At 44.2% G+C, this 21,249-nt stretch carries 19 protein-coding genes and 1 pseudogene; 6 read left to right on the forward strand and 14 right to left on the reverse strand.

All coding sequences use genetic code 11. The features are described from left to right. The first annotated feature begins 201 nt into the window (after positions 1 to 201). Positions 202 to 1,065, forward strand: a complete 864-nt coding sequence (locus AK965_RS00610; protein WP_099077781.1) for an endonuclease/exonuclease/phosphatase family protein — start codon at positions 202 to 204, stop codon at positions 1,063 to 1,065. A gap of 11 nt (positions 1,066 to 1,076) precedes the next feature. Here the strand turns inward: AK965_RS00610 and AK965_RS00615 are convergent, their stop codons facing one another. The 5 genes from AK965_RS00615 to AK965_RS00635 are packed head-to-tail and all read right to left on the reverse strand — an operon-like array spanning position 1,077 to position 6,683. Then, positions 1,077 to 2,132, reverse strand: a complete 1,056-nt coding sequence (locus tag AK965_RS00615) for an efflux RND transporter periplasmic adaptor subunit (protein WP_099077782.1) — start codon at positions 2,130 to 2,132, stop codon at positions 1,077 to 1,079. After that, complete coding sequence (locus AK965_RS00620) at positions 2,129 to 5,437, reverse strand: efflux RND transporter permease subunit (RefSeq protein WP_099077783.1); 3,309 nt, start codon at positions 5,435 to 5,437, stop codon at positions 2,129 to 2,131. The genes AK965_RS00615 and AK965_RS00620 overlap by 4 nt, the downstream gene beginning before the upstream one ends. A 30-nt stretch (positions 5,438 to 5,467) precedes the next feature. Next, positions 5,468 to 5,926, reverse strand: a complete 459-nt coding sequence (locus tag AK965_RS00625; RefSeq protein ID WP_099077784.1) for a YeeE/YedE family protein — start codon at positions 5,924 to 5,926, stop codon at positions 5,468 to 5,470. A gap of 10 nt (positions 5,927 to 5,936) precedes the next feature. After that, complete coding sequence (locus AK965_RS00630) at positions 5,937 to 6,356, reverse strand: YeeE/YedE family protein (RefSeq protein ID WP_099077785.1); 420 nt, start codon at positions 6,354 to 6,356, stop codon at positions 5,937 to 5,939. Between the two features lie 18 nt (positions 6,357 to 6,374). Then, positions 6,375 to 6,683 carry a metalloregulator ArsR/SmtB family transcription factor gene (locus AK965_RS00635; protein WP_099077786.1) on the reverse strand — a complete coding sequence of 103 codons (309 nt, stop codon included), beginning with the start codon at positions 6,681 to 6,683 and terminating at the stop codon, positions 6,375 to 6,377. Positions 6,684 to 6,861: 178 nt separating this feature from the next. On the opposite strand from AK965_RS00635, the gene AK965_RS00640 reads away from it, so the two are divergent. Both AK965_RS00640 and AK965_RS00645 read left to right on the forward strand, forming a co-directional pair. After that, a complete protein-coding gene (locus AK965_RS00640; protein ID WP_099077787.1) occupies positions 6,862 to 7,047 on the forward strand; it encodes a DUF2892 domain-containing protein in 186 nt (61 codons plus the stop codon). Positions 7,048 to 7,117: 70 nt separating this feature from the next. Next, complete coding sequence (locus tag AK965_RS00645; RefSeq protein ID WP_099077788.1) at positions 7,118 to 8,821, forward strand: FAD-dependent oxidoreductase; 1,704 nt, start codon at positions 7,118 to 7,120, stop codon at positions 8,819 to 8,821. Positions 8,822 to 8,868: 47 nt separating this feature from the next. Here AK965_RS00645 and AK965_RS00650 read toward each other — a convergent pair whose 3' ends face one another. From AK965_RS00650 to AK965_RS00680, 7 genes are all read right to left on the reverse strand, one after another. Then, positions 8,869 to 9,087: a DUF6500 family protein gene (locus AK965_RS00650; RefSeq protein ID WP_099077789.1), complete on the reverse strand. Its 219-nt coding sequence runs from the start codon at positions 9,085 to 9,087 to the stop codon at positions 8,869 to 8,871. Positions 9,088 to 9,173: 86 nt separating this feature from the next. Further along, positions 9,174 to 10,400, reverse strand: coding sequence for a carbohydrate porin (locus AK965_RS00655; protein ID WP_099077790.1), 1,227 nt, complete (start codon positions 10,398 to 10,400; stop codon positions 9,174 to 9,176). A 118-nt stretch (positions 10,401 to 10,518) separates the two neighbouring features. Continuing rightward, positions 10,519 to 11,148, reverse strand: a complete 630-nt coding sequence (locus AK965_RS00660; RefSeq protein WP_099077791.1) for a DUF3299 domain-containing protein — start codon at positions 11,146 to 11,148, stop codon at positions 10,519 to 10,521. A 67-nt stretch (positions 11,149 to 11,215) separates the two neighbouring features. Next, a complete protein-coding gene (locus AK965_RS00665) occupies positions 11,216 to 12,547 on the reverse strand; it encodes an amidohydrolase family protein (RefSeq protein ID WP_099077924.1) in 1,332 nt (443 codons plus the stop codon). Between the two features lie 247 nt (positions 12,548 to 12,794). Then, on the reverse strand, positions 12,795 to 13,793 hold the full coding sequence (locus tag AK965_RS00670) for a helix-turn-helix transcriptional regulator (RefSeq protein ID WP_099077792.1): 999 nt from the start codon (positions 13,791 to 13,793) through the stop codon (positions 12,795 to 12,797). Positions 13,794 to 13,913: 120 nt separating this feature from the next. Next, positions 13,914 to 14,927 carry a DUF2955 domain-containing protein gene (locus AK965_RS00675; RefSeq protein ID WP_099077793.1) on the reverse strand — a complete coding sequence of 338 codons (1,014 nt, stop codon included), beginning with the start codon at positions 14,925 to 14,927 and terminating at the stop codon, positions 13,914 to 13,916. Then, a complete protein-coding gene (locus AK965_RS00680; protein ID WP_099077794.1) occupies positions 14,917 to 16,038 on the reverse strand; it encodes an HlyD family secretion protein in 1,122 nt (373 codons plus the stop codon). The genes AK965_RS00675 and AK965_RS00680 overlap by 11 nt, the downstream gene beginning before the upstream one ends. 375 nt (positions 16,039 to 16,413) lie before the next feature. Here AK965_RS00680 and AK965_RS00685 point away from each other — a divergent pair, with 375 nt between their 5' ends. Continuing rightward, positions 16,414 to 17,676, forward strand: a complete 1,263-nt coding sequence (locus AK965_RS00685) for a hydroxymethylglutaryl-CoA reductase (protein ID WP_099077795.1) — start codon at positions 16,414 to 16,416, stop codon at positions 17,674 to 17,676. Positions 17,677 to 17,738: 62 nt separating this feature from the next. On the opposite strand, the gene AK965_RS00690 is transcribed toward AK965_RS00685, so the two are convergent. Then, positions 17,739 to 18,836 carry a ketoacyl-ACP synthase III gene (locus tag AK965_RS00690; RefSeq protein WP_099077796.1) on the reverse strand — a complete coding sequence of 366 codons (1,098 nt, stop codon included), beginning with the start codon at positions 18,834 to 18,836 and terminating at the stop codon, positions 17,739 to 17,741. A 227-nt stretch (positions 18,837 to 19,063) separates the two neighbouring features. Here AK965_RS00690 and trxC point away from each other — a divergent pair. Together trxC and AK965_RS00700 are read left to right on the forward strand one after the other, a co-directional pair. Continuing rightward, a pseudogene (gene trxC / locus AK965_RS00695) lies at positions 19,064 to 19,498 on the forward strand (thioredoxin TrxC). A gap of 175 nt (positions 19,499 to 19,673) precedes the next feature. Further along, the gene (locus AK965_RS00700; protein ID WP_099077797.1) at positions 19,674 to 20,834 is read left to right on the forward strand and encodes an MFS transporter; all 1,161 of its coding nucleotides are present in this window, start codon (positions 19,674 to 19,676) and stop codon (positions 20,832 to 20,834) included. Between the two features lie 25 nt (positions 20,835 to 20,859). Here AK965_RS00700 and AK965_RS00705 read toward each other — a convergent pair whose 3' ends face one another. Continuing rightward, positions 20,860 to 21,249, reverse strand: coding sequence for a nitrous oxide-stimulated promoter family protein (locus tag AK965_RS00705; protein ID WP_099077798.1), 390 nt, complete (start codon positions 21,247 to 21,249; stop codon positions 20,860 to 20,862).

The raw sequence follows: 21,249 nt of genomic DNA on the forward strand, positions 1-21,249 counted from the left end.
ACCATTTGAAAACATTGATCTTGATCAACAAAACATAGCTAGAGGATAAGAACAAATCGATCTTATTGCTGCTGATCTCAGTTGAAAATAAAACTGTGAAAATTGCAAAAATGGAGCTTAATTCTCTTGCTTTTTAGAGAGGTCTTATAGGATAAAGGTTGCAAAGGAATTCACCTAAATAAAGGAGTGCAATGGACCGCTATGCGATCACTTTTTGTTACGGTAATATTACTATTTAGTTCTTTTTCGTTTGCTCAGGATTCCGTCAATTTAACTAGCTGGAATGTGGAATGGCTATCTATAGATGACGGAAAGGTATCACGAACCTCACAAGATTTTAAAAAGCTCGGCAAGTATGTGGATAAAGCGGATGCCGACATTCTCGCGTTTCAGGAAGTCGATAGCAAAGCGGCGATTCAAAAAGCGGTTGGAAATGACTACACCATTTATCTATCCGACCGCGCCCATCGCTCCAACCGTGATCTTCAATTCAACGATACGAACCAATACACTGGATTTGCGGTTCGCAAAGGTTTGAACATCTCCGATAAGCCAGACTTTTCCATAACACGTGGCAACAGTAAGCTGCGTTTTGCCAGTTACATCGTATTAAACCCAAACCAAACGAATGAAACCCACCTACTCTCTGTGCATTTAAAAGCCGGGTGCAGTGGCGCCTATCGCAACAACCGCGATTGCAAGATCGTTAAACAACAAGGCCAAGCATTAGCGAAATGGATGAAGGAACGCGAAACTAAGAATCAACGCTATGTCGTGCTAGGTGACTTTAATCATAACCTCGCTTATCGAGGTGACTGGTTGTGGGAAGTAATATCGAAGAATAACGATGCAGAGCTTGTAACCAAAAACACCAAAGCGGAATGTAAAGTGCGTTCTAATCGCAATTCGAATAAAACACACCAATTCCGCTCGGTAATTGATCATATTATTGTAAGTGGCCAACTAGAGGCCACTGCTGGCGTTCAAACCGTCTTCAACACGCAAGACGTGTTGGATTTCAAATTAAGTGACCATTGTCCCGTAAGTACGACGGTATCCTACTAAGACTTAGGGACTTACAAGAGGCCTGGGTTCAATATCACCACCTCTCCCTGCATTAACCCAGTGCGAACTCGGCCGGATTCACCTAGCTGTATCAGCCGAGTTTCCACCTCCCCGTCTTGTTTCATCACTTTGACGTAATCCAATTGACCTACTTGATACACAGCATCCTGTGGAACACGCAGAACCACATCTTCAGTCAACGTTAAGAAAACTTTGGCGAATGAACCAGGAAACACCAACTTTTGTGGTGTGAACTGCAGTTTAACCAAGTAACTGCGCGAATTGGCATCGGCAGAAGGCGTAACTTGTTTGACGCTTGCTAACGTCGCAATATTGTAAGAGGGAAAGCTAACCTCGACTTGCTTGTCGTAACTGACGTAGGGCATGACGGATTCAGAGAAATTAACTTCAATTTCAAGTAACTCTGGATTATACATCGACAATAATAATGCCCCTGGCGTGGCAGTATCACCTTTGTTCATCGGCTTTTGTGTAATCAGCCCATCAAAAGGCGCGGTAATGATACTGTAACCAAACGTGGTTTCCGCTTCTGCTACCGCCGCCTGCGCTTGATTAAAATTCGCTTGAGCCGTTCGTAATGTGCTCTCTGCCTGATCAAACTGGGACTGAGGTATCAGCTTTTTATTCAATAGTGTTTTAACCCGTGCAAATTCTTTTCTTGCCGCATTGAGTTGTGCTTGAGCAGAAGACAGCGCCTGTTCACTTTGTCGGACTCGCGCATCAAGATCATCGCTTTCCAACCGTGCAAGTACATCGCCTTGCTTTACCTGATCGCCAACATTGACGAGGACTTCAACGACAGAGGCCGTTAAGCGCGCAGCAATATCTGCTCTTTGCTCTGCTACAACAACGCCAGGAAACTCTCGAATCACAGGCTCACTCGTAAGCATCAACTGGTGTGTTTCTACCATGTCTGCATTCCATTTTCTCTCAGTCGCCGCACGCTCTGTTGGTAGTTTCTCGCTAAAAAATCCCGCCATGTAGAGAAAAAGAAGGATCAGCAGCAGAAATAAAAGCGTGCCTATCCATTTGTTATCTAATTTCATTGTTCAACCTCCAACTCTGGCAGTCCATGCCCTTTGGTATTTTGGTATGCGAGGTTATACACCACCGGCACAACAAGCAGCGTGAATACTGTTGATGCCGATATACCAAAAATAATCGCCCAGGCCAGACCATTAAAAATAGGATCAAGAGTGATGACAATGTTCCCTAGTAATGTTGTTCCCGCCGTCAGAAGGATCGGTCGCATACGAACCACGCCAGATTCAATCAACGCATCTTGCAATCCCATGCCTGCTGCCAAAGATTGTTGAATGAACTCGATCAAAACCAAGGAATTACGTACCACAATACCTGCTAGCGCAATCATGCCAATCATCGCGGTCGCGGTAAAAAGAACCGGATTTGGGTAAGTGCCAATGTCGCTGCTTAACGTGTTCAATAGCCAGAAGCCAGGCATAATACCGATCACGGTAAGTGGAATAGCCAGCATGATAATACCTGATACCACCGGTAAACCGGTCTGAATTAGCATCACGACAAATACCCCTAAAAGTGCCGCTCCATAGGCGATGCCTAAATCTCGAAACACATCGACGGTAATTTTCCATTCACCTTCGCCGCTCCACACCACGTCTATATTGTCTGGAACATGCCAAGCCAAACCTGCGCCATTATTTAAGTATGTACGCTCCTCCCAAGGTTGTTGTGCTTCATTTGACTGGTGGCCATTTTTGTCTGCGATCACATCGGCAATAATCTCACCGGGAACGCGGCCCACGACTTCTGCATAGACATAAACGACAGGGTTGAGGTTTTTATGGAGAATCGGTTTGTCTGCGGGTCGTTTAACAAATTGGCCCAGCTCTGATAATTGAACCGTTGGCTGAGGCGCATCAACCACCGCGCCATTGTGCTCAGTTTTTGCAATGCCGGGTCTACCCCGTACGTAAAGCTGCTCTAATTTATTGAGATTGTCCCTATCCTCCCTGAGTAGCTGAACTTCAATAGGAAGCGGGTCGACTTCACGCGGAGCCGCAATGTAGCCAAGCACTTTTGCATTCGCCGCAGAGATCAGTGTCTTGTTGATGTCTGCAACTGAAATGCCAGACAGCGCCGCCTTTTCTTGGTCTACAATAAACTGCCAGGTTTCTAGGCTCCCTTGAATACTCGTGTCCACTTCGGTCACAAACGGTTCTTTGCTTAAGCGCTCTGCTACCTTTTCGGCTTGTCGCATCAATTGCTCGTAGGTCGTTGCATCATCACCATAAACCTCAGCGGTAATCGTCGCGATCACTGGGGGACCCGGCGGAACTTCGACCAATTGGATATCCGCCTGATAGCGTTCAGCCATTTCCTCTAAGCCTGTTCTTAATCGGGTCACGATTTCATGTGATTGCATCGAACGACGATTTTTATCCGCCAATACGATTCGTAGCTCGCCTTGATAAGGTTCACTGCGCATAAAGTAATGACGTACCATGCCATTAAAATCCATTGGTGACGCGATACCAGCAAACCCGGAAACACTGGTGACTTCTGGTACTGTCATCAAGTAATCGGTGAAGGTGGTCAATGCATTTGACGTATCAACAAAACTTGATGTTTCGGGCATGTTTAACACCAGTTGAAACTCATTCTTGTTGTCATAGGGTAAGAGTTTAAGGGGAACCAAACGCAACATTGGCAGCATCGCGGCGACGACAAACAAAAATGCGACTACAGCAAGAAATACCCACGCTTTTCTACGGCTTTGCAACAGCGGGGTCACTAGTGAACGATAAAGTCGATATATAGGTGAAGAGTAAAGCTGGTTACTTTCGCTTTCTTGCTGCCTCGACAAGATCTTTTTAGCCAACCAAGGCGTGATCATAAACGCGACGACCGTACTGAACACAACACTGATTGGCACGTTAAAGGCAAGCGGTGCCATGTATGGCCCCATCATCCCAGTAATGAAAAACATCGGTGTGAACACAATAACAATTGCGACGGTCGACATCAGTAACGCACTGCGAATCTCTGTCATCGCCTGAACAATTGCGTCATTTCGAGTGATATTTTTTCGCCGTAAGAATCGCTCAATATTGTCGATACTGGCGATCGGATCATCGACGATTAAGCCTAATGCCAAAATCAGTGCAAACAGCGTTACGCGGTTGATTGAATAACCAAACAGCAAATCCATCCCCAGCGCCGCACCGTAACTGATAGGAATTGCAATACCAACGACCAGCGCACTTCTCCAGTTCAAGAACAAACCAACAAAAACCACAACGGTTAAAATTGCGATGCCGAGGCTTGATACTAAATTGGTCACTTTTTCGTTTGCTGTTTCACCATAATCACGGATAATTTCAACTTGTACTTGAGGAGGAAATTGGTCCGCTTTAAGTTGCTTCAGGCTGTCTCGTACCGATTGAGCCACATTGACCGCATTAGACCCTTTCTGCTTGGCGACCGATAGGAATACGGCAGGATAAGCCTTGTTATCACTCTTGCTTCGATACCAAGTGTCCGAAGTGGCTTCACTCGCACCATCATAGATATTTGCCACATCCTTCAGATACACTGGTTTGCCATTCAACACAGCAATCACCAAATCACCGACCTCTTGAGCATTTTTTAAAAACTGCCCCGATTCCAGCGTGTAGTTACTTCCATCGATTTGAAGGTTTTTGCCTTGAACTTTGCTGTTACTCAACCGGATGGCTTGTTCAAGATCATCTATAGTGACATTGAAGTTCGCCATTGCGACGGAGTCTAGCTCGATTTGAACCTTTCTCGGTTCTCCGCCAATAACCTCGACTTTGTTGGTGGCATCAAGAGATTTAATCCCTAAGGTTGCTTGGTCCGCAATTCGTCTGAGTTGATGCCGATTGAGAATAGAAGGATCGGTTGAATAAATCGCGGCAACGACGATAGGTACATCATCAATTTCAACGGGTTTGACTACCCAACTTGCCACTGTTGGAGGAACTTTATCTTGGTTGGAATAGAGTTTGTTGTAGAGTTTTACGAGTGCGTCTTCTCGGTTCTCTCCAACATAAAAGCGCACGATAACCTGAGCAAATCCCTCCATTGAAGAAGAATAAACATATTCCACGCCGTCTATTTGGCTAACTAGCTTTTCTAAAGGTTCGGTAATTTGGTTCTCAATTTGAGAAGCACTAAGCCCAGGAGCCGAAATCAGAACATCGGCCATAGGGACGACAATCTGAGGGTCTTCTTCTTTTGGTGTTAACCACAATGAGGCAACACCAATGGAGAGCGCTAACAAAATCATAATCGGAGGGAAATAGCTGTTCATCACTGAGCGAACAAAACTTCGCTTTACTGTTTTGGGCATCCTTTTCCCTCCAATTTGTGCTCTCTTCGTTTATATTTGCACGTCTTTCAGCTTATTACTGTTTAACTTATCGAGAGCAAATGTTGCACACATTGAACCGATTAACATGGCGGCGACAAAAATCACAATACCGATATTGCCCATAGCGAGGCTCGCCACCGCTGGGCCCGGACATATGCCGACCAATCCCCAACCGATACCAAATATCGCGGCACCGGAAATCAACCTTGCATCAATACTAATATTGGTAGGCGTACAAAACGCTTCACCAGTAACCGCCTGTTTTCTCGGTTTGATGATCAAAAAATAGCTTGGCATAAACACAGCAAGTGCGCCGCCCATCACAAAAGCTAAACTCGGATCCCATGTGCCTGCAATATCTAGAAATCCAATGACTTTATTGGGATCGATCATGCCAGAAATCGCCATGCCAATACCAAATAGCACACCACTGAAGAGCGCGGATAAACGAAAAATAATCTTGTTCATGGGTTCTCTCTTAAACCAGGTGTAGTCGTACAAAGACGGTGAGTCCAGCCACCAACATAAAAACACATGTCGCAACAATTGAACGTTTAGATAAACGACCAATACCACAAATACCATGGCCACTGGTGCACCCATTACCCAACTTAGTGCCGAATCCCACTAACAGTCCAGCTGCGATAATGAGGCCTGTCGATATTGTGGTGGTACTTGGGACAACGACACCAAGAAGTAACACGCTCACCAAACCACCACCGATCATGCCCGCGACAAACAGTAATCGCCACGAGTAATCCCCTTTCTTCGGTGTCATAATGCCACTCATGATTCCACTAATGCCGGCAATTTTTCCGTTCATCAACAACAATATAGTGGCGGAGATACCCAATAAAATGCCACCAAAAAAAGATTCCCATGGAATAACGTCTAACATTATTAACCTCAATACTTCCTAGTTACAAAATACACTGTGTAGCGCTTTGATTAATGACTCAACTCTCGGTTCAGACAATGAGTAAAAGACCTGTTGTGATGATTTACGCGCACTGATTAAGTTGTGCTTTCTCAGTACGCTCAGATGCTGTGAAAAGGCTGACTGACTCAAGCAAGAACTTTTTTGTAGCTCGCCTACGCCGACTTCACCTTGAGTAAGCTGACACAGCACCATCAATCGCTCTGGGTGTGCCATCACTTTAAGAAGATCCGCTGCTTCTATCGCGCTGCCTTTCATTTTCGCTACGTCTGTTTCTGTATAGCTCATGATTCACCTCAACATTAAAAGCTACATTAGATATTACTAAATCAACATATTTAGTCAACCCTAATTTAGGGATGGTGAATTTAGACAAATAAACATTAGACACATCTAATATTAGTAGTTATAGTGGTGAACATACGAGAGTAAGGTGCTCACTCAAAGCGTACCAAGGAGAACAGTTATGACATTAGACAATGCAGTAAGAGTATTTGCAGGTATCATGATTTTGCTTTCGGTCTTATTAACCGTGTTCGTCCATAGCAACTTCATTTGGTTTACGGTCTTCATTGGCATCAATCTCATTCAAAGTGCGTACACTGGTATTTGCCCTGCCGCTTATTTTTTAAAGAAATTTGGTTTTAAATAAACAAGGAAATTGACCTATTCGGCTAGCTAACGGCGCCAATAGGGTCAACATCTCGAATGTGGAGAATAAAATGACTAAGATCTTAATCATTGGTGGTGTCGCTGGTGGTGCATCCGCTGCTGCACGTGCTCGCCGCTTAAGCGAAGACGCTGAAATCATTATGTTTGAGCGCGGTCCATTTGTTTCATTTGCTAACTGTGGTTTGCCTTACCATATTGGTGGCGATATTAAAGAGCGAAGCAAGCTACTTCTTCAAACACCAGAAAGCTTTTTAGCTCGTTTTAATGTTGATGTTCGAGTCATGAATGAAGTTGTATCCATTAACCGTCATGACAAAACTGTAACGGTTAAAAACCTACTCGACGGTTCTGAGTACGAAGAAGCTTACGATTTTCTTCTACTGAGTCCAGGTGCGGGCCCCATTGTTCCTCCGATTCCTGGCATTGATAACCCATTAACCCACTCTTTGCGCAATATTCCTGATATGGATCGCATCATCCAAACTGTTCAGATGAACAAAGTGGAGCGTGCGACTGTCGTTGGTGGTGGTTTTATCGGCCTAGAGATGATGGAAGCGTTCCACCAGCTTGGCATCAAAACCACACTTGTCGAAATGGCCGATCAGGTGATGACACCTGTCGACCGTGAAATGGCAGGTTTCGCGCATGCCGAAATTCGTCAAAAGGGCATTGACCTGCAACTTGGTGTCGCTCTCGAAGCGGTTGAATTTATCCCGAACAAACACGTGGCAAACGTTGAAGCAGGTGAAAGTGAAGCCCACCAGCATATTGATGGGAAATTAAAACTCAAGCTTAATAATGGCAAAGAGCTAACAACGGATATCTTGATCATGGCGATTGGTGTCCGCCCTGAAACCAAATTAGCGCAAGCGGCAGGTCTTAAAATTGGTGCTCTCGGCGGGATTTTCACCAACGAATACATGCAAACCAGCGATCCATATATTTACGCTGTTGGTGATGCTGTTGAGGAAAAAGACTTTGTTACAGGCGAACAAACACTTGTTCCATTAGCAGGTCCTGCTAACCGTCAAGGTCGCATGGCGGCAGACAACATGCTAGGTCGTCAAGAAACTTACCAAGGTACGCAAGGTACAGCTATCTGTAAGATCTTTGATTTAGCCGTAGCATCGACAGGTAAAAATGAGAAACAATTAAAACGTGACAACATCATTTATGAAAAAGTCTATGTACACACTGCAAGCCACGCGAGCTACTACCCTGGTGCAGAAATTGTTTCATTCAAAATGCTGTTTGACCCAACAACGGGCAAAATCCTTGGTGCACAAGCCGTTGGTAAAGATGGTGTCGACAAACGTATTGACATAATGGCGGTGGCTCAACGTGCAGGAATGACAGTAGAACAACTTCAGCACCTTGAACTGACTTATGCGCCACCGTATGGCAGTGCTAAAGACGTAATTAACCAAGCAGCCTTTGTCGCAAACAACATCATCAAAGGCGACGCTACCGCGATTCATTTTGATGAAATTGATAGCCTAACAAGCGATCAGGTGCTACTTGATGTGCGTAATCCGGGTGAGCTGGAATCGGTAGGCTTTATTGAAGGCGCGCTCAACATTCCTGTCGATCAACTCCGTCAACGTATGGATGAATTGCCTAAAGACAAAGAGATTGTCATTTACTGCCAGGTTGGGTTACGCGGTAACGTGGCATATCGCCAACTGGTTAACTCTGGCTTTAAAGCACGTAATTTGCTTGGAGGTTATCGAACTTACAAGTTTGCAAAAGCGTAATTGCTAAAGTTAAGAATAACAAAGGGGGATTCAATGCCCCTTTTCTTTTATTCCTCAGATTCAACCAAAGCAATAATCTTGTTTGCTTTTTCAAAGTAGTCGAGTTGATGAGTTTTAATCCACCAAGTCGCCGCGTCCATCAATAGCGCCGGGTTATCATTCTTGTTGGCGAAGAAAAAGTAAAATGATACGCCTATATTCTCGCCTTTCTGTTCAATCTTCTTCCTACACTCCTTGATGATTTTGTTTTTCAACTCAATGTTCATTATCTTACTTGTTGTAAAATTAACCAAAAACACAAGCACTGTATTAATATACAGGCATTATTGGTAAGGCAAATAAACATAATCATCTAGATGAATATTCGTGCGCGAAGCCCTAATACCCAAGTACTGCCTTTATTGGAGAATGCCGGGTCTTTAATGTACTGAATATCCGGAGTGATCTGAATATAGTCATTCAACTGCATGATGTAATAAAGTTCAGCTGTAAACTGTTCAGAGTCCCCAACGCCATAGGCTTGTTCTAGGTTGTCGTTTACATGACTCCAGTTCACCGCAAAACCTAGGTTATTGGTCGGTTTCCCCAATCCAAAGTAACCAACGCCAACCGTTAGAGAACGATCATAAAGTGCCACATCACCTTCTGAGAAACCACCACGAACGAATGGCATCAATTGCTCTGTCGCAAAATAACTTGCTGAGAAATTAATCCCTTGTCCGCTTTCTTGGTTGGTTAAGTTGTGTTGAGTTCCACCGTCAAGGTGCCATGCGGTAATATGCACATTGTCGGTATAAATCTGTTCCTGTGATGCCGCCCAACCAAGCTCAAAAGAAGTAAATAGATTATGATCATTAAACAAAGTATCAAAACCATCAAATGGCTTATCAGAGCGTCCCTTACCATCGGCGACACCCGCAATCATGTAGATGTTGTCCGTTAGCATATGGCCAACAGCCAATCCTAAAATACCATCATCCGGCAAACCAATGGCTCCACCACCCGTACTGAATACCAAATTTGTAAACCCCGTCCAAGGGCTTGCTAGTGCATAAGCATCAACATAATCTGATGTATCTAAAAAACCAGCAATAAACGTTGTCTCACCACCGTTGAGGCTCTGCTTCCAATACAAGTTAGTTAAACGCATGCCTTGATCACTGTACGCCGAACCAATCATACCGGCGTAACCTAAGCCATCACCAATAAAAGCAAACTCTTTTGGCGCTAACTCACTGTATGAATGACGATGTTCAACTTTCCATACTAATCCCCCTATATTACCCGACTGCAAACCAACCAAGTTCCAAGTACCGTAAAATCGAGCAACTCCAGAACTGGCCGAGTCGTCTCCTCCTGTCACAGGATCTGTGGCAGATAAACCTAATGCTTGATAATCTAAGCCAAAAGTAAGGTTATGATTTTGTTCCAATGCCTCTCGCCAGTTTTGTTTTTTATGTTTTGTCTCTGCCAAAGTATTACCAACCGTATTGGGACTACCAAAATTGGCTGCATACAAAGAAGACGATGCGACAACGGACAGCGCAAGTAAACTAAGCCTAGGGATTGATGCGTTCATTAAATGGCCTCATTAAGTTGATAGGTAACAATCTTAACGATTCACGAAGCTGATAATTGCCATTAAGCAACAATTGCACATTTCTATCATTTTAACTGTCATGAATTGATTAAGCGGATTACTGATAAGCTCGAATAGAATCGGCATCCATTTGGTATACCGTCTCAACATCCATAGCCCCGTCGACGTAGGTAACGTCGGCTTTCACTTTTTCAATTTCAAATTCGCCTTTCACCCAAACAGGCTCATATAGAGACGTGAGCTTCAAGCCTTTCGGGTAGCTGACTAACACTATTTGATTGGCAGGTGGCGGTGGCGTATGGACACAAGCCCCGGAGGTAGGGACAAGAAAGAATTTTGTGACAATGTCACCATTAAATTCTACGGGCGTAATAAAGCCAGGAATTTCATAACTTTCGGCAGTGAGATCGGTATTAGGTTGTGTCGCAATCTTGCGGCGATAATCGGTGATCTCTTGCCTTTTCGAAAACAGCCAATCAACATCAACCCCTTCTTCACGAAGTTTTGCTTCAATCTCTTTTTTCGTTTGAAGCTGCGATTCATTCAACGCTTTGGATTGACGATACTTGGCGAGTGTACCTAACTCAAATAATTGCTCATCACTTAACGCAAGAAACGGGTCTTCAATTGGTGGGATCGCTGGGCGTAATTGTTCCCAGCTGATTTGCTCTGCCACTGCAGTCGATGAGGCTGCGAATAACAGACCTGCTAATACATACTTCTTCATACTTTACCCAAATACTAAACAATGAAAATTTAAAAGTTGGGAGAGCTTTTTGGCCCCCCATTATTTATTACAGGGTATTTTTATGAATCTTGCCGTCTTTCATGATGACTTTGAACTTATCTTCGTAATCATTAAGAATAGTGATATCTTCCAGAGGATTGCCATCCACGAGCACTACATCGGCATAAGCCCCTGGTTCTACAACGCCGAGTTTACCGTATTTGTATGGATTCATATCGCCAGACCAACTTAATACCTCCGCCGCATTTGACGTACCCATTTTCATAATTTGATATGGGGTAAAGCCCACTTTTTCCATCCAAACCATGTTGTCTGCTTGGCGCGTATTGTACGCCGGACCAAACATATCTCCGCCCGTTACAATAAGTACATCATGCTTACGAGCCCATTCAAACATCTGTTTAGCGCCCGCATTAACCTTAGCTGCTTTGGATTTTTGATCAGGGCTAAAGAACGTAATTTTTTCTGGTTCAGCAAACGCTTCTAAAGACATTACCGCTTGAGCAGAAAGCGCAACGCCCTCTTCTTTCATTCGTTTGATCGTATCTTCAGAAACCAAGAAATTATGCTCAATCACTTTAACGCCTGCATCAATCGCTCGGTTTACGGAACGATCATGATAGGCATGGGCCATTACGTAAGTGCCATAATCTTCTGCAACACCCACGATGGCTTCCATCTCTTCTTTCGAGAACTGAGTCATGTGGATCGGATCAAATTCACTTGCGACACCACCACCAGCCATGATTTTAATTTGTGTAGCACCAGATCGAAGATTTTGGCGAGCCGCACGACGTGCCTCTGTAACGCCATCAACGATGTAACCAAATCCATGACGCTCTAGATCATCAACACGCCCTGGTACATCGTTAAAGCTACCGGTATCAGCATGACCACCAGTTTGACTTAAAAAACCACCAGCAGGGAATAATCGTGGCCCATCAATCAAACCATTGTTGATCGCTTTTGCCATCCCCAGGATGTTACACCCTGCATCTCGTGCAGTAGTAAAACCTTGATCGAGATACTGCATCATTGATACGTGCGCACGCGCACCCATTGCCATTTGATCATAGCTATCGCGGCCAACTAACATCCCCTCTTGAATACACATATGAGAGTGCATATCGATCAGGCCGGGAATCATTGTCATTCCCTCTCCATTGATCGTTATGGTTTGTTTGTCCGTTTTAATCGGTTTTGCTGATATTTCTTTGATAAGGTTGTCAACAACAAGCACATTCTGATTCTTATGAATCTTGTCATCCGTACCATTGAAAACATTAACATTTGTAAACAGTGTTGATGCTGCATTCACGTTTAACGCAACCGAACACGATAACGCAACTAAACAGATCTTCGTCATAGAGACTTTCATTATTACACCTACGTACTTATGATTTGTGAAGTCCATTTCCCATAACTTCCTTGAAAAGAAATGAGGTGTTATGAAGCCAACCCATTCAACACAAAATACCAAACGCATATGAAATAGCGGGCTTATAATCAAAGCGTAGAAGTAATAATAAAAACTTCAAGCAGCCAAATTGCCTTTAGGCGACAACGTGTTGAATCAGCTTTTAAATGTAGACAGTGAAAGCCTCTACGAAAACAGAGACTTTGAATTATGACAAGGATTGGCGATAAGCTTTCGGGGTGGTATTCATCATTCGTTTAAAAGCACGAGTAAAGTGTGCCGAGTCCGAATACCCCGTTTTAAGCGCAATATGTGTGATGCTCAGTTCTCTATCTGCGAGTAACTCCAGCGTTTGCTTTAACACTAAGCTTTCGATAACTTCTCTGTAAGTCGTGTTCTCATTTGCTAACCGCCTTTGAATCGTTCTTACATTCATGTCTATAAGTTCTCCAGCAAACTGAATAGAAATTTTGCCCATCGATAAATAAGGCGTAAGTGCACGAGCAAGCGCGAGGCTAAACTTATCAGCTTGCTCTATGGAATCAGTGCTAACGCCCGTTTTGAAAGGGGTAAAAGCAATAGGCTGATCGATTATAGAAGCTGAAATGTGGATTGCGGTAACTGGTCTTTCCGTATAGAACTGAGCGCACTTCATACCCGGTAATTGATGAAACGGTGTTGCATCTGCATCTTGAATGCCGACATCTGTCAGCCGCCAATTCGGCCCTGTCAATTTTTTCAAAAGCTCATTCATGAACATTACTGAGAACATTTCTGCATAACGAAACCATTCTCGATCAGCCTGCTCTTTTTCTCTCACTAACCACCACCGGCCTGCTCTTTCTTGGGTAGTCAGCTTTACACTGTCTGAAACCTGAGCCAATAATTCAGCAATCTCTTGTAATGCCGCTTTTAGCGAATGTACTTGAGTCACTCGATTTGCAAATCGAGGCACATAGATATCATGACACAACGTCCACATCAGCAAAGCGAACTTCTCGGGAGGCGCGTTTTCCCCTAATGTTTGAAAAACAGATTTCAATGCGCTTTCAGGAACAAATGCATTTAGTGCCTTATTGATAAGAATATCTTGCGGCATTCGCGCGGACTCAAGCAAAGCGTGAATGTCGCCATCAATTTCTTTAAGCATGATAGCAAACAGTTTTACTTCTTCCGAATGAACTAATGGGATATCAGTATTAGGCATGCGTGCGAACATCCTCATCACGTAGAAAATTTACAAGTGTAAGTGTCATTTATCGCGGCTGTAGTTAGAGCATTTATCGCTTTACTAGGAAATTAAGCGTTATACCAATTTGGGTAAGTACTATGTTTGCAAAAATTTCCACTGCCGAGTTTCTAACAACAGAGAGGCAAAGATCATATAGCAGCTGACCACCACAAGTTGAAAGATTCGGACAAATGTATTGCTGTCGATATCACCAGAGCTCATCAACGTGCTACCGATCAATACCAATAACGTGCTGAATGCGGTGGCAAAGATTGGTGCCTTTTCCGGGACAGTGTAAATTTTGGTTCCAATTAACACCGCCAATAAAGCAATAAAAGCGGTGTAAAAAAATAGGTTTGGAACGATGGCGAGTATCGTAAATGCCAGTATCGCCAATAGACCACCAATCCCATTGCTGATAACCAAGAATACACTTAATTTTACGGATTTTTCTGATGTAATCATCAGTGACAGCAGCGCAACAAACATCATTGTTAGCAACGCTTCTGATATTTGAAAGATAAAGAAAAAGCACACCAAAGGAAATGAAATCAGCATCGCTCGAAATGCCGCATACCAGCGTTGTTGTTTAGACATTGGTGGCTCTGCATAGCCCGCGAATTCACTGCTCGGCTCCGGTAAATAAATATGCACCAGAGCAAAAATAAGCACCGATACTGCACCTGATGTTGCCAAGCCCCCAGCAAGAAAAACTGAAACCGCAGGATTATTTATCGCCATAAATGGCAACATTAATACCGCTATCATGAGTATGGTCGCAAACAAATTCCATTTGGGGTTTGTAAACAAGTAATATCCCCACAGCATCATCCATCCGACCGCCATTAGCAACACGATGGGGTAGTGTGTGATCCCCCCTGATAAGAGCAAACCTAATCCCATCGTGGCAATTAAAGCCAACAATAGCTCATACACGGTTTCTTTATGAAGATTTGGCTTATCTATCAGAAACTTTGCGGTAAACACCGGCGCGACAAACGCCAGAGCCCAGTTAAGCCAAGCGGCGAGAAACACCGCTAAACCAACACCAACGGTAAAGCGTAAAATCCGGCGTTGTATCGCGGTATCTAAGCGCAAATTATCGGACATAAGAAAGCACACTTAGCAGTCGAATCCATAACTTGCCTATCGTATTGAATACGACATTATCTCCACTATAGACGATGACATCGGCTTGACCACCAACCCGAAGCATACCTTGTACTTCTTCTCTATCGAACTCTATCGCAATGGGTAACATTTGTGTTTGACGGAGCCAACCAGTTTGTTGGTTCGCTTGAGCAAGTTTGCCGGCTTGCTGGTTTTGCCCCCAATCAACCCCCCAATCGATGCTACTCACTTTTCCCTTGAAGACCTTACCCGGAGCGAAATCTAAGGCGATCTCAACCTCATCACCGATACTTACGTTGCCTAAGCTATTCTCACGAAAATAGGCTTCGATCCAAATATCCTCTGTAGAAACAAACGTCATTATCGGTTGACCTGCCGATGCGTAGAAGCCTTCGGTTAAACTAAAATTCGATACCCCGCCTTGTGTTGGTGCACGAATGACTGTACGTTCTAAATTCAGTTGTGCTTGTTCAAGGGCGAGCAATGCCGCTTTCACTTGACTATTCTCTTCTCCTTCCGCGCCCAATTGCTGTTTCGATTTTTCAAGATCCGCTTCTGCATTCACAACATTTGCACGTGCTGTTGCCAATGCTGCTCTCGCTTTGTCTGCATCAGATTTTGAAACGACCCCTTTCTCGGCCATCGCCAAAATACGATTTGCCTGCGCTTCCGTATTTTGGCGCTCGACGATTGCAGAGGTGAGTCGCGCTTGAGCCGAAGCAATAGAAGCGGTTTGGGCTCCTACATTTTGACCTGCGATTTCTAAATTCTCTTCCGCTTGTTTGACCGCAATCTCGTAATCTGATTTATCAAGTATTGCAAGCTCATCCCCCTCTTCTACCAATTGATTTGGTCTCACTCTAATATCTAATACATTTCCAGAGACTTGAGGTTTGATAGGCACGATATACCCTTTCACACGCGCGTTATCGGTGATAGGGATAATACGGTCAGAAACAATGCTAAACATGAGCATCGCAACGATAAACAAGAGGAAACAATTAGTCACCATTTTCACTTTATCTTTCTTATTTTTATTCTGGTTCGCAGCGATTTCCATTGGCTGTTTTTCTTGTTCGTTCTCGGACATATCATCCCCTTGTCATAAAGTAGATAGAACAACTTAAGAATATACCGTCCTTATCAGGGTTCAACTCATAAATTTGTGGGCTGAATGAATGCAACGAAAGTAATTTGCACAACTTTTACATTATCTGAAGCTTGCTTTCATAACTGACCTTGTAAGAATTGAAACCAAATAGAAAATCGTGCGACTTTCACACCGGGTCAATAAGTTATGACCAGATTTCTGACCGATTATTGCTTTCCAATTTCAGCAACAATTGTAATATTTTAGTCAAGTTTAAGCACAACGCCTCAAGTCCCTAAAGCCCTGCGGTTGCATGACGAATACATAGTGTTGTATCACTATTATTCCAAGCCAAACAAAGAATGGAATACTGATATGCCGAAATTGAATTTAGACAGTAAAAGGAGTCATTCCACACTCTCTAATATTGAAACCTGCGAAAAAGTACAATCGGCATTAGAACCGAAATACCATAAAGTAGTAAGAAAACTGTGCTTGAGTGCTGGACTGTCTGACAAACTGGTTAACCGTCGCTGGAACGTTCTGGCGTCCATAACGGACAAAGATCTCCTGCTCGATCCTTTCACACAATCTCATTACGACGACTATGCAAATAATATTGAGCACTTTATCGGTACCGTGAACGTTCCTGTCGGAGTTGCAGGTCCTCTTCGTATTAACGGATTGTTTGCCAATGACGACTACTTGGTTCCGTTAGCGACAACAGAAGCGGCGTTGGTGGCATCTTACAACCGTGGTGCCAATCTCATTACCGCTGCTGGCGGCGCGAGTACACTGTTGATCAGCGAGGGAGTGACTCGAACTCCGGTCTTCGCCTTTGTGTCAATAGCGGAAGCGGCTCAATTTGTCAGTTGGGTCGTGACACAATATGACATATTGCGCAAAGAAGCGGAATCTACGACGACGCACGGCAAACTCAAAGACATTAATGTCAACATAGAAGGTAATCATGTTTACCTCGTGTTTGAATATGTAACAGGTGATGCCTCTGGCCAAAATATGGTGACCATCGCAACGCACAAAGTATTTCACTATATTTTGCAACACTGCCCTATCGCCCCCGTCGATGCATTCTTAGACGGTAACTTATCTGGTGATAAAAAAGCGAATGCGCATACGCTGCGCTCGGTTCGGGGGAAAAAAGTCTCTGCAGAAGTGACTATCCCTGCGGAATTAGTGAAAAAGTATCTCCACACCACGCCAGAAAACATGGTTAAGTTTGGAAAAATGAGCATGGTTGGAGGATTGCTTAGTGGTACCATCGGAATCAATGCGCACTATGCAAATGCCCTAACTGCCCTTTATATCGCTTGTGGCCAAGATGCCGCGTGCGTGGCTGAGTCTGCCATCGGAATTACTCGCATGGACATAGACCAACAAGGTGACCTGTATGCATCGGTAACATTGCCCAACATCATGGTCGGCACCGTAGGTGGCGGGACGGGACTACCTACACAAAAAGCATGTCTTGATATTTTGGGGTTACATGGAAACGGTAAAGCCAAAGCCTTAGCGGAAGTGGCTGCTGCGCTTTGTTTAGCGGGAGAACTCTCTATCGTTGGTGCATTCTGTGCGGATCACTTCTCACGAGCTCACCATAAACTAGCAAGAAAATAATCCGTGAATCAACGAACAAAAAAGGGAGCGTTATGCTCCCTTTTGATTACCTACAGTATTGATTATGCTTCATCGCCACGAGGACGCTCATTACATAACTTGATTGCACGCTCTAAAAGCTCCAGTGCAGATTTATCGCATTCTGGCAGAGCGGCATCACTTTCCGCGACAGGCGTTACGCTGTCTCCCCACTTCAGTACCGTAGCACCCCATGTTAAACCAGCGCCGAACGCCGCGAGTAACATGTTGTCGCCCGGTTTCACCCGGCCTTGCTCTACAGCCTCACACAACGCAATTGGCACGGTCGCAGCAGAAGTGTTGCCATAGTTTTGAATATTCACAAACGCTTTGTCTTGCGGAATGCCAGATAAATCACACAATGTTTGAATAATACGAATATTCGCTTGATGAGGAATAACCACATCAATTTGATCAGTGGTTAGCTGCGATGCTTTCAATACAGTTTTCGCCGCTAAGCCCATACCTTTCACTGCGCGCTTAAATATCTCTTGTCCAACAAAGTTAAAATCCCAGTAACCATTATCTTCTGCGAAACGATCCATACAAGTACCAAACTTAGGTACAGAGAGAATGTCACGACCTTTTGCATCACAGCCAATTTGCGATTGCAGTAGACCTACTTCTTGCTCAGTGCGCGTTAGAACCACAGCGCCAGCACCATCCCCGAACAATACGGCGGTATCACGCATTGCCCAGTCGATATAGAAAGAAAGACGCTCTGCACCAATGATAATGGCATTACGGTAGTTACCTGATTGAATCAGACGCGTGCCCGTTTCAAGACCGTATACAAACCCAGTGCACGCTGCGTTTAAATCAAATGCGGCAGCTGAACGAATGCCTAGGTTTTGCTGCACTTTAGAAGCAATATTTGGAATAAGAGAATCGGGTGAGCATGTCGCAACAATGATCAAGTCAATATCGCTCGCCTCTACACCTGCACAGGCCATTGCATGCTGTGCTGCCACGGTGGCCATATCCGACGTATTTACATGGCTAATGCGACGATTTTCAATGCCAGTGCGGGTACGAATCCATTCATCTGATGTATCGAGAAAAGTACTGAGGTCATCGTTAGAGAGCGTGGCTGGTGGGAGACACTTTCCCCAACCAGTGATTTCAGCATAGTAATTTGTCATCACAGACCTATTTATTGTTGTATTTAAATGAAATTTCTTAGAACCTAATCAGGTCCCAATACAAACTTGCCGTTCCATTTTTCGGCAAACTATACCCAAGGGCGTCGAACTAAGTCGCTTTTCTGAGCACAATTTCTCAGTAATTCGGATATAACATAATAAGTATACAAATAATGAGGCTGGCTGATAAGTCATGTTTTCATCAAGTTGTCATAAAGGAAGAAGTCATGTCATCGTTTAAAACTCGTTGTCCGTCTTGTGGCGGTTTAAATCGTGTTCCCAATGAGCGAGTCGCAGAGTCAGCAAACTGCGGTAAGTGTAAGGCTGCGCTGTTCGATGGCGCGCCAATTGAGGGAACGCTCGAAAACTTTTCTGCGCTGTTACAAAGTCGCACACCAGTCGTGGTCGATTTTTGGGCCCCTTGGTGTAATCCATGCGTCGGCTTTGCCCCTGTTTTCTCTGATGTCGCTCAAGATCGAGCCGGAAACGTCCGTTTTGTCAAGATTGATACAGAATCAGAGTAACAACTCGCTGCACAATTTGGCATTCGTAGTATCCCAACAATTATGGTTTATAAAAATGGTCAACGCGTCGATATGATCAATGGCGCATTGCCAAAATCTCAATTTGAACAGTGGTTAAATCAAGCACTTAGTAAATAACCCCATTCGCCAGTCTGTTTACGGGCTGGCGTTTTTATACAGTAATTCTTTATAGAATATCGATAAATTTCTTTTGTCGACACGAAAGAAAATTATCGTTTTACTTGCCTATTAATTAGACTCATATTCGCGCCAATTAACCCCTAAATTTTACTTAACTTATAGGCGCAAAACATTGGAAAACACAGCCATTCCTGCTGCATCGCCACGAGTCACAGTTCCTGTCGTAGCACTGTCTCTTTATGCAGTGGCGTCAGGCTATTTGATGAGCTTGATCCCTCTTATGCTTGGTGAATACAACATCTCTGCTGATTATGCGAGTTGGTTGGCGAGTGTGTTTTATGGCGGTCTACTGATCGGTGCAATGTTCTTTGAACGCATCGTGCACAGTGTTGGTCACCGCAAAGCGTTTGTAGGTTGCTTAGCGGCATTCTCACTAACTATCGTTGTATTGCCTATTGTACCTAACGGTGTAGTTTGGCTTTTTGCACGTTTTGTTGCTGGTATTGCCGTCGCTGGTGTATTTGTTATTGTTGAATCTTGGTTGATGGCCGGTGATGAATCATCACGTGCAAAACGATTAAGCCTATACATGCTGTCACTGTACGGAGGCTCAGCACTAGGTCAGTTTGGCATTGGGATTCTTGGCGTTAGCGGCGGTGTGCCTTTTATTGCGATCATCACACTGATCCTAATGGCAATCTTGGTATTGATGTTCATCGATTGTGAACAACCAAATAGCCAAGAATCAACAGCGCTATCACTTAAGCAAATCTCTAAACTAAACCATGCGGCGATCATTGGTTGTGTGGTTTCCGGCCTAACACTTGGTGCTATTTATGGCCTAATGCCTGTAGAGCTTGCAAACCGTAAAATTAGCCACCAAGACATTGGCACTTTGATGGCGCTCGTGATCCTAGGCGGCATGTTAGTTCAACCTATGGTGACAGCGTTAAACAAATACATGAGCCGTACCGTGCTAATGGCGTTTTTCTGTATTCTTGGTATTTTCTCTATCGGCCTGACATTCATCTCATCGTCAGCGGTAGTGCTTGCGGCATCACTATTCTTATTGGGTATGGCAACATTTGCACTTTACCCGATTGCGATTAACTTAGGTTGTGAGGGTTTGGATGAGCGCTTTATCGTATCAGCCGCTCAGGTGATGTTATTTAGCTACAGCGTTGGTTCTGTCGCTGGCCCTGTGGTTGCAGATAAATTTATGGGGCAAATGCACGGCTTATTGGGTTACCTATTCGCTGCTCTGCTTGCGACCTGTATCTACATGTTATTGGCAGCGACGAAATCAAAACATCAAATGGCTGCAGGCCTATAATCTTAATTCAAACGAAAACGAGGGCTCAATGCTCTCGTTTTTTTTGTGCTGCTCTTCTGTGGCGATTCGATGCATTGGCAATAGGTTTTTCAGGAACGCTCCGCTTTTCATGCACCAAATGCCTAATCGCTAAAATGGGATGGTGTATTAGCATCCGCGGTCCGGAGTAACGCATCACCAAACGCATCAGCTCTTTCGGCTCCGGCTTGTAACAATGAATCGGACATTTATTGCACGCAGGCTTATCTTCACCATAAGGACAGCGATCTAAGCGAACCTCTGCATAATCCAACAATTTACGACACGCTGAGCACAACTCGCCTTTTGTGCCATGATGATCGTGGCAATACACCTCAATCATGGCTTTTACCGTTTTCAATTCTGTGGCAAGTTTGCCTAATAAAATCTCGCTCAT

It is taken from the genome of Vibrio sp. PID17_43 (genome assembly GCF_002608565.1).
Classification (GTDB): domain Bacteria; phylum Pseudomonadota; class Gammaproteobacteria; order Enterobacterales; family Vibrionaceae; genus Vibrio.